Origin of the sequence: Cellulomonas sp. GbtcB1 (genome assembly GCF_019091725.1) — a bacterium.
In the GTDB taxonomy this organism is placed as follows: Bacteria; Actinomycetota; Actinomycetes; order Actinomycetales; family Cellulomonadaceae; genus Cellulomonas.
The window spans coordinates 1-228 of sequence record NZ_JAGXJG010000765.1 but is presented as its reverse complement, the minus strand read 5'-3'; the positions used below and the strand labels follow the sequence as shown (position 1 = coordinate 228).

Here is a 228-nt window from a genome sequence, read left to right as displayed (position 1 = left end):
CGGCCGCACCCCGGAGGTGGCCGCGCCCGCCGGCGCCGGGCACGCGCTGGTGGAGGAGGTCGGGGCGCCGGCGGCCGCCGGCGCGCTGCCGGACATCGCCGTGGCCGACGTGCGGATGCCGCCCGGGTTCACCGACGAGGGGCTGCGCGCCGAGCTGACCCTGCGCGAGACCCACGCCGGCCTCGGCGTGCTGCTGTTCTCGCTGTACGTCGTGACCCGGTACGCCGC

1 pseudogene is annotated in these 228 nt (G+C 79.8%); it reads left to right on the top strand.

From position 1 onward, the window contains the following. Window positions 1-228 (top strand): annotated as a pseudogene (locus KVT14_RS22130) (DNA-binding response regulator); the annotation flags it as partial.